This window comes from Rhodococcus sp. NPDC059234, from assembly GCF_042754225.1.
In the GTDB taxonomy this organism is placed as follows: domain Bacteria; phylum Actinomycetota; class Actinomycetes; order Mycobacteriales; family Mycobacteriaceae; genus Rhodococcus_G.
The window spans coordinates 1-8,651 of record NZ_JBHZAH010000164.1; the positions used below are offsets into that span (position 1 = coordinate 1).

At 68.3% G+C, this 8,651-nt stretch carries 6 protein-coding genes; 2 read left to right on the forward strand and 4 right to left on the reverse strand.

What is annotated here, in order from left to right; translation table 11 throughout:
• The 3 genes from ACFXGJ_RS22970 to prpD all read right to left on the reverse strand — a co-directional run.
• Positions 1-1,084: bifunctional 2-methylcitrate synthase/citrate synthase (locus tag ACFXGJ_RS22970; protein WP_378625335.1), on the reverse strand; the 1,084-nt coding region annotated here is incomplete at its 3' end.
• Complete coding sequence (gene prpB, locus ACFXGJ_RS22975; protein WP_378625338.1) at positions 1,081-1,995, reverse strand: methylisocitrate lyase; 915 nt, start codon at positions 1,993-1,995, stop codon at positions 1,081-1,083. The genes ACFXGJ_RS22970 and prpB, both read right to left, overlap by 4 nt.
• Before the next feature lies 1 nt (position 1,996).
• The gene (gene prpD / locus ACFXGJ_RS22980) at positions 1,997-3,499 is read right to left on the reverse strand and encodes a 2-methylcitrate dehydratase PrpD (protein ID WP_378625341.1); all 1,503 of its coding nucleotides are present in this window, start codon (positions 3,497-3,499) and stop codon (positions 1,997-1,999) included.
• A 180-nt stretch (positions 3,500-3,679) separates the two neighbouring features.
• Between prpD and ACFXGJ_RS22985 the strand changes: the two genes are divergently transcribed.
• Positions 3,680-5,116, forward strand: coding sequence for a short-chain fatty acyl-CoA regulator family protein (locus ACFXGJ_RS22985; protein WP_378625344.1), 1,437 nt, complete (start codon positions 3,680-3,682; stop codon positions 5,114-5,116).
• Between the two features lie 372 nt (positions 5,117-5,488).
• Here the strand turns inward: ACFXGJ_RS22985 and ACFXGJ_RS22990 are convergent, their stop codons facing one another.
• A complete protein-coding gene (locus ACFXGJ_RS22990) occupies positions 5,489-5,815 on the reverse strand; it encodes a chorismate mutase (RefSeq protein ID WP_378420436.1) in 327 nt (108 codons plus the stop codon).
• A gap of 296 nt (positions 5,816-6,111) precedes the next feature.
• Between ACFXGJ_RS22990 and pcrA the strand changes: the two genes are divergently transcribed.
• A complete protein-coding gene (gene pcrA, locus ACFXGJ_RS22995; RefSeq protein ID WP_378625348.1) occupies positions 6,112-8,580 on the forward strand; it encodes a DNA helicase PcrA in 2,469 nt (822 codons plus the stop codon).
• Positions 8,581-8,651: the final 71 nt, after the last annotated feature.

Genomic DNA, 8,651 nt, shown 5'->3' on the forward strand with positions numbered 1-8,651 from the left:
CGCTGAGCGGCCGGATCAGGGCGTTGGACTCGCCCTGCTCGATGACGTGCGCAGTCCACCCGGTGATGCGGCTCAGCACGAATATCGGGGTGAACATCTCGATGTCGAAGCCAATCAGGTAGTACGCGGGCCCGGTGGGAAAGTCGAGGTTGGGCTTGATGCCGGTCGCGTCGTTCATGGTGCGTTCGAGGATCTCGTACATCTGGACCCACTTCTCGCCGCCGGTGTGCGCGGCGACGTCGAAGAACGCCTGGCGCATCGTTGGCACCCGCGAGTCACCGTTTTTGTAGACACGATGCCCGAAGCCCATCACCTTCTCCTTGCGGGACAGCTTGTCCCGCATCCACGCCTCGGCACGCGCGGACTCGCCGATCTCGATCATGTCGTGCATGACGGCCTCGTTGGCGCCGCCGTGCAGGGGACCTTTGAGTGCCCCGATCGCCGCGGTCACGGCGCTGTAGATATCCGACAGTGTGGAGGTGACGACGCGGGCGGCGAACGTGGACGCGTTGAAACTGTGCTCCGCGTACAGGATCAGCGAGACCTCGAACGCTCGCACGATCGCCGCGTCCGGAACCGCCCCGAAGCACATGTTCAGGAAGTTCTCGGCGAACCCGAGATGACTGTGGGGGGTCACCGGATCCAACCCGTGGCGTCGCCGGTGGTCCGCCGCGACGATGGTCGGAAGCACGGCCATCATCCGCAGCGCCTTGACCCTGTTCGCGGCGGGCGAGTTGTCCTCTTCGGCAGGGTCTTCCGCGCCGAGGTAGCTGATCGCGGTGCGGACCACGTCCATCGGATGGCAGTTGTCCGGCATCTTCGCCACGAGCGAGAGCAGCGACCGGTCGGCTCGACGGTTCGCCCGCTCCCGCTGGGTGAACATCTCGAGTTGCGAGTCGGTGGGCAGCTCCCCGTTCCACAACAGGTACGCGACCTGCTCGAAGCTGCAGTGCGCGGCGAGATCTTGTACCGCGTAGCCGCGGTAGGTCAGCGAGTTGGTCTCGGGCACGACCTTCGAGATCGCGGTGGTGTCGACGACGACACCGGCGAGCCCCTTGTAGATCGTGGGTACTGTGGTCGTCATTGGTTCCCTCCGAGCGTGAAGTCGAATATGCCGGAATCGAATTCGTTGTAGCGTTCGTACTCGAGCAGCCCGTACAGGCGGGAGCGGGTCTGCATGGTGTCGAGCAGCCCCTCCTGGGTGCCGGTCGTGTGGATCTCGCGCAGGCCCCGCTCGATGGCACCCATCGCGAGACGCAGGGTGGTGACGGGGTAGATCACCGCGTTGTAGCCGATGTCCTCGAGCGTGTGCGCGGGAATGAGCCGGGATTTGCCGAATTCGGTCATGTTCGCCAGCAGCGGGATGTCCACGGCGCCGCGGAACTTCTCGAAGTCCGCCTCGGTGCGCAGGGCCTCGGTGAAGATCATGTCGGCACCGGCGTCGGCGTACGCCTTCGCCCGCTCGACTGCGGCGTCGATTCCGTCGATCCCGGCGGCGTCGGTGCGGGCGCAGATCACGAAGTCCGGATCGCGTCGGGCGGCCACCGCGGCGCGCAGCCGGCGAACCATGTCCTCGACGGGCACGATGGCCTTGCCGTCGAGGTGGCCGCAGCGCTTGGGGTTGACCTGATCCTCGAGGTGCAGGCCGGCGACGCCGGCGTCCTCGGCCGCGAGGACGGTGCGTGCCGCCGACATGGGTTCACCGAAGCCGGTGTCGGCGTCGACGAGCGCGGGCAGATCGGTGACGCCAGCGATCTGCCGGCTGTGCGAGACGACCTCGGTGAGCGTGGTCAGGCCGATGTCGGGCAGACCGAGCCCAGCGGAGAATGCGCCGCCCGAGACGTAGACGCCCTCGAAGCCGATCTCCTCGATCAGCTTGGCGGTCAGCGGGTTTATCGCGCCGGGCAGGCGCTGGATCGTGCCCGAGGCGAGGCCGGCCCGGAGCGCCGTGCGCTTGTCGGATGCGGAGGTCGCGGCGGCGATGAGACCGGTCATGTCAGAACAGTCCCTTCGGCGACTTCGGTGCGCGGGCGAGCACGTCCTCGGTCACGGTGAACGTGAGCTGGTTCAGCTCGCCGGCCTTCAGGTCCGCGGTGCGTTGCGCGGCGTCGAGGAAGCGGTCCTGCTCGGCGGGGGCGATCACGCCTTCGGCGAGGCTGCGGAACTTGGCGATGTACTGCTCGCGGGCGAACGGGCGGGCGCCGAGCGGATGTGCGTCCGCGATCGCGAGTTCGTCGACGATCACCTCGCCGCTGCTCAGGGTGATCTCGGCGCGGGCGCCGAACGCCTTCTCGTCCGGGTCGGTGGAGTGGTATCGGCGCGTCCACTCCGGGTCCTCGGCGGTGGAGATCTTCTTCCACAGCTCGATCGTGTCGGGACGCTGTGCCCGCTCGAGGGCGTAGGAGCGCTCGTGATGCCACGTGCCGTCCTGCAGCGCGACGGCGAAGATGTACATCACCGAGTGGTCCAGGGTCTCCCGGGACGCGGTCGGATCGAACTTCTGCGGGTCGTTCGAGCCGGTGCCGATCACGACGTGTGTGTGGTGGCTGGTGTGCAGGACGATCGACGCGATCTGGTCGAGGTCGCCGATCCGGTCGCGCAGCCGGCGGGCCAGGTCGATCGGGGCCTGGCTCTGGTACTCGGCGGAGTGCTCCTTCGTGTAGGTGTCGAGGATGGCGCGCTTGGCCTCGCCGAGAGCGGGCAGCGGCACAGCGTATTCGGCGTCCGGTCCGCCGAGCAGCCGGGCGATGACGCCGTCCTCGCCCTCCCAGATCGGGGACGGGGCGCCCTCGCCGCGCATCGCACGGTCGACGGCCTCGACGGCCATCTTCCCCGCGAAGGCGGGCGCGTACGCCTTCCAGCTGGAGATCTCGCCCTTGCGGGACTGCCGCGTCGCGGTGGTGGTGTGCAGGGCCTGTCCCACCGCCTGGTACACCGTCTCGGTGTCCAGTCCGAGCAGGGTGCCGATACCGGCGGCGGCCGAGGGGCCGAGATGCGCGACGTGGTCGATCTTGTGCTCGTGCAGGCAGATCGAACGCACCAGATCCACCTGGATCTCGTAGCCGGTGGCCAGGCCGCGGATCAGGTCGGCGCCGCTGCGGCCGGTGTGCTGGGCGACGGCGAGGATCGGCGGGATGTTGTCGCCGGGGTGCGAGTACTCCGCGGCGAGGAACGTGTCGTGGAAGTCCAGTTCGCGTACCGCGACGCCGTTCGCCCACGCGGCCCACTCGGGGGAGAACGTGCCGCCGACACCGAACACCCCCGCGCCCGGACGGCACGGGTGAGCCTGCGCCTGGGCGCGGGCGTTCGCCACCGGGCGGCGTGTCAGCGCTGCCGCCGCGACGGCAGCGTTGTCGATGATCCGGTTCACGATCATCTCGGCGGTGTCGGCGGGGACCTCGATCGGATCGGTGGCGACCTCGGCCACCTTCCAGGCGAGGTGCTCGTCTTTCGGGAAAACCTCCGCAGAACGGCGGGTGCGAACGGGATGGATCTTCATCAGGCCTCCGACCAGCGATATGGGTACTGATTCGCACGCTACACAGCAGAGAGTGGGATCGAAATGTGTTGCAAGTGAATATCTTTGCGACAACTCCGACCGAGATTTGCGAATGTTGCGAACCGGTGGGGGTAGCGTGCGTGTGCACCGGTGGAACACGATCGGAAGGCGAGATCGACGATGCAGAAGATGTATGCGGGGGCACGACTACGGCGGTTGCGTGAGGAGCGTGCGCTGACCCAGCAAGCGCTGGCGAAGCGGCTCGGCCTGTCGCCGAGCTACCTGAACCAGCTCGAGAACGACCAACGCCCGCTGACCGTCCCGGTGTTGCTCAAGCTCAACTCGACCTTCGATCTCGACGTGCAGTTCTTCGCCTCGGACGACGACGCCCGATTGGTCGCGGACCTGCACGAGGTGCTGCGGGAGACCTCCGAGTCGGGCGAGGCCACGGCCGGCGAGGTCGAGGAACTGGTCGCGCGCATGCCCTCGATCGGGCACACGCTGGTGGCGCTGCACCGGCGCCTGTACTCGGCAAACGACCAGATCGAGCAGTTCTCAGCGCAACTGTCCGGTGGTGAGCCGATCGGTACCGATCGCGCTCCGATGCCCTACGAGGCAGTGCGAGACTTCTTCTACGACCGGCGCAACCACATCCCCGAGCTCGACACGGCGGCCGAGGACCTGTTCGTCGGTCGAGGTCTGCGCGTCGGTGCGATGGACCTGCAGCTCGCGGAGTTGCTGCGTGCGGAGTACGACGTGTCGGTCCAGATTCGAACCGACGACCCGGAGGCCGGTGACGGACTGCCGCTCGGACCCAAGCGTGTGTACGATCCGCGCGAGCGGACACTGGCGATCGCCCGGCGCCTGACTCCGGGGCAGCGAGCCTTTCAGATGGCGACCCAGCTCGCCTTCCTCGAACATGCGAAGCTGATCGATTCGATTGTCGCCGAAGATGATTCGCTCAGTGCGGAATCGGCGGCGCTGGCGCGGATCGGGTTGGCGAACTACTTCGCGGGTGCGCTGATTCTGCCGTACACCGAGTTCCTGCGCGCCGCAGAGTCCCTGCGGTACGACATCGACCTGCTCGGATCGAAGTTCGAAGTGGGATTCGAGACGATCTGCCACCGGCTGTCCACGCTGCAACGCCCCGGCCATCGCGGCGTGCCGTTCTTCTTCGTCCGCACGGATCGGGCCGGGAACATTTCGAAACGACAGTCCGCCACGGCATTTCACTTCTCGCGGGTCGGGGGCAGCTGTCCGCTGTGGGTGGTGCACGAGGCCTTCGCATACCCGGACCGCGTGCTCACCCAGGTCGCGCAGATGCCGGACGGACGGACCTACCTGTGGATCGCCCGAACAACCCGCAGCGGTGGGGGTGGATATCTTGCACCGGAACAGAACTTCGCGATCGGGCTCGGGTGCGACGTCGGGCATGCCGCCAAGCTCGTCTACTCGCGCGGCCTTCAGCTCGACGACCCCGCCACCCCGGTCCCGATCGGCGCCGGATGCAAGGTGTGCGATCGTCCGGCCTGCGCGCAGCGGGCCTTTCCGCAACTCGGCAAACCGGTCCGTGTCGATCTGGACCGGAGCAGCCCCCTGCCGTATCCGCAATTCTGAAACGAGACGCGCCGATGACCATGTCCGCACACCGCGACGCGCTCACGTCTCTGGCGATAGCGCCCGGCTTGGCTGCCGACTACATCGACCGCCACCTGTGGACCAGGTCCGCGCTGACGCTGTCGGCGCGTCGCCACCTGATCGCGCACGCTGTGCGGCAAACGGCGCCCAGCCGCGGGCTCGGACAACTGGTGTTGCATGTCTTCGGATCGACGTCCGCGTGTGCGGCCTGGCACACCGCGGCGGGTCGCACCACCGACGAACTCGCGGTCATCGTGCGCGCCACGGCGATCGACGACTTACATCTCGAGCTGGCGCTCGGGCCACGCTGGCGGCAGGTCGTCGACCGGCTGACCGAACGGCCGGTTGCCGTCAGTGACCGAGGCGCCCGCGGCCGAGCCGCAGCAGGAGCATGGCCAGTGTGTGGCCCTCCTGGCCGAGCTCGCTGAAGCGCTCGAGGACCTTCATCTCGCGGCTGTGCACCAGCCGCGGCCCGCCCGAGGCCATCCGGGTGCGGCCGATGATCTGCGAGACCTCGCTGCGCCGCTTGATCGCGGCGAGGATCTCCGCGTCGAGCCGATCGATCTCCTTGCGGAGCTCGTTGATCTCGGCCTCGCTGGCGGGCAGGTCGGCAGCGGTCGTCGCCTCGGCCGGCACGGCCTCGTTCGAAGCGTTGTTCGGCGAAGTGGGGGCACCCATGTGCTTCTCCTCGTGTCAGTTCTTGGATCGTTCTCGGTCCCGCGGGTCGTTACCCGATCCAGGCCCTTCTCACGAAAAAGCCCCGGATCGCAGAAGCGGACCGCGGGGCTCGTGGGATGTTCAGGCCACGGGCACCGGAGTCCGGTACCCGTAAAAAAATCGCCAGCCATGGCGAAGGTCGACACTGAGCATGCGTCCATTTTGCCACGGACCCCGTGGTGCGGCCACGCTCGGGTACGTGGGCGGGCCACGCCGCGAGCGTCGCTGTCGGTGCCCGGCGGTAGCGTTGGGGTGCGATGAACACATTCTCAGCAGCAGCTCACGCAGGTTTGGTGGGGGCACCGTCCCGCACGTCCTCGGCAGCACTCCTCGACGGACTCAACCCGCACCAGCGCGAGGCCGTCGTGCACACCGGCTCCCCGCTCCTGATCGTGGCGGGCGCCGGGTCGGGAAAGACGGCGGTGCTGACCCGCCGGATCGCGTACCTGCTCGCCGAGCGTGATGTCGCGCCCGGACAGATCCTCGCGATCACGTTCACCAACAAGGCCGCCGCGGAGATGCGTGAGCGGGTCGCGCAGCTGGTCGGCCCGCGTGCGAACAGCATGTGGGTCTCGACGTTCCACTCCAGCTGCGTCCGGATCCTGCGCATGCAGGCGGCGTTGCTGCCGGGATTGAACTCGAACTTCACCATCTACGACGCGGACGACTCGCGGCGGCTGCTGACGATGATCTCCAAGGACCTCGAGATCGACGTCAAGCGGTACTCGGCCCGGCTGCTGTCCACCCACATCTCGAACCTCAAAAACGAGCTGATCGACCCGGAGCAGGCCGCCGCGGACGCCGACAAGGATCCGAACGAGCTGGTCCGGCTGGTGGCGAAGGTGTACGGCCACTACCAGGCGAGGCTGCGCGCGGCGAACGCGATGGACTTCGACGACCTGATCGGCGAAACGGTCGGGCTGCTGCAGCGGCACCCGCAGGTCGCCGAGTACTACCGTCGCCGGTTCCGGCACGTGCTGGTCGACGAGTACCAGGACACCAACCACGCGCAGTACGTGCTCGTGCGCACCCTCGTCGGCGACGAGGACGGCGGTCCGGTGTCGCCGTCGGAGCTGTGCGTGGTCGGTGACGCGGACCAGTCCATCTATGCCTTCCGCGGGGCGACGATCCGCAACATCGAGGAGTTCGAGCGGGACTACCCGGACGCCACGACCATCCTGCTCGAGCAGAACTACCGCTCCACCCAGAACATCCTCTCGGCCGCCAACGCGGTGATCTCCCGCAACACCGGACGCCGCGAGAAGCGGCTGTGGACGGACTCCGGGGAGGGCGAGCTGATCACCGGCTACGTCGCCGACAACGAGCACGACGAGGCGTCGTTCGTGGCTTCGGAGATCGACAAGCTGGTCGACAACGGCGACGCGAAGTTCGGTGACGTCGCGGTGTTCTACCGCACCAACAACTCCTCGCGTGCGCTCGAGGAGATCTTCATCCGGCTGGGACTGCCCTACAAGGTGGTCGGCGGGGTGCGCTTCTACGAGCGCAAGGAGGTGCGCGACATCGTCGCCTACCTGCGAGTGCTGGCGAACCCGGACGACACGGTCAGCCTCCGACGCATCCTCAACACCCCGCGACGCGGCATCGGCGACCGTGCGGAAGCGTGCGTCGCGGTGCACGCGGAGCAGCGCGGTATCGGGTTCGCGGCGGCGCTGCGCGACGCGGCCGAGGGCAGCGTCCCGCTGCTGAACACCCGCTCGCAGAAGGCGATCGCGGCGTTCGCCGAGATGATGGACGAGATCCGCGCGAGCATGCAGCCGGACGACACGGGCCTGATCGACATCGGCGAGGTCGTCGAGGCGGTGCTCGACAGGACCGGTTACCGCGCCGAGCTCGAGGCCAGCAGTGACCCGCAGGACGGCGCGCGTCTGGACAACCTCAACGAGTTGGTCAGCGTCGCTCGCGAATTCAGCTCCGACGCGCGCAATGCGGCGGGCATCGAGGACGAGGTCGACGAGGGCCTCGAGGGCGCGCTCGCCGCGGCGGGGGAGGACGACGACAACCCGGGGGAGGGCGATCCGGATCCGGGGTCGCTGGCCGCGTTCCTCGAGCGGGTGTCGTTGGTGGCGGACTCGGACCAGCTGCCCGACAACGGCGACGGCGTCGTCACGCTGATGACCCTGCACACGGCGAAGGGCCTGGAGTTCCCGGTGGTGTTCGTCACCGGTTGGGAGGACGGCCAGTTCCCGCACATGCGGGCGCTCGGCGACCCGGCGGAGTTGTCCGAGGAACGGCGGCTGGCGTACGTCGGCATCACCCGGGCTCGGCACCGGCTCTACGTGACGCGCGCCGTCATGCGCTCGGCCTGGGGGCAGCCGATCACCAACCCCGAATCGCGCTTCCTGCAGGAGATCCCCTCGGACCTGGTGCACTGGCGCCGGGAGGATCCCGGACCGGGGGCCGGTGGCGCCATCGGCGGCGGCCGGTTCCGCGGCGGACAGGGCTACGGCGGACAGGGCTACGGCGGCGGCGGTTACGGGGGCGGCGGCCGGGCCGAGGCGTCGACGCCGAGTTTCGGCGCTCCCCGCGCTCGCAACAACCACCTGGTGCTCGCCGTCGGGGACCGCGTGAGCCACGACAAGTACGGCCTCGGCACGGTGCTCGAGACCAAGGGCGCGGGCACCACGGCGACGGTGACCGTCGATTTCGGCTCGGCAGGCAAGGTGCGCCTGATGCTGATCGGCGGCGTGCCGATGATCAAGCTCTAGCCCACCGTGCGCTCGGAGGCGTGACGGGGTCGACGGCCCTCGGCGCACCCGACGAGGGCCGCCTCCCCAGG

Excerpts from the sequence above, each read along its gene's own strand:
- prpB (WP_378625338.1), bottom strand. The coding sequence starts at position 1,995 with ATGACCGGTCTCATCGCCGCCGCGACCTCCGCATCCGACAAGCGCACG.
- prpD (WP_378625341.1), bottom strand. The coding sequence starts at position 3,499 with ATGAAGATCCATCCCGTTCGCACCCGCCGTTCTGCGGAGGTTTTCCCG.
- ACFXGJ_RS22990 (WP_378420436.1), bottom strand. The coding sequence starts at position 5,815 with ATGGGTGCCCCCACTTCGCCGAACAACGCTTCGAACGAGGCCGTGCCG.
- ACFXGJ_RS22985 (WP_378625344.1), top strand. The coding sequence starts at position 3,680 with ATGCAGAAGATGTATGCGGGGGCACGACTACGGCGGTTGCGTGAGGAG.
- pcrA (WP_378625348.1), top strand. The coding sequence starts at position 6,112 with ATGAACACATTCTCAGCAGCAGCTCACGCAGGTTTGGTGGGGGCACCG.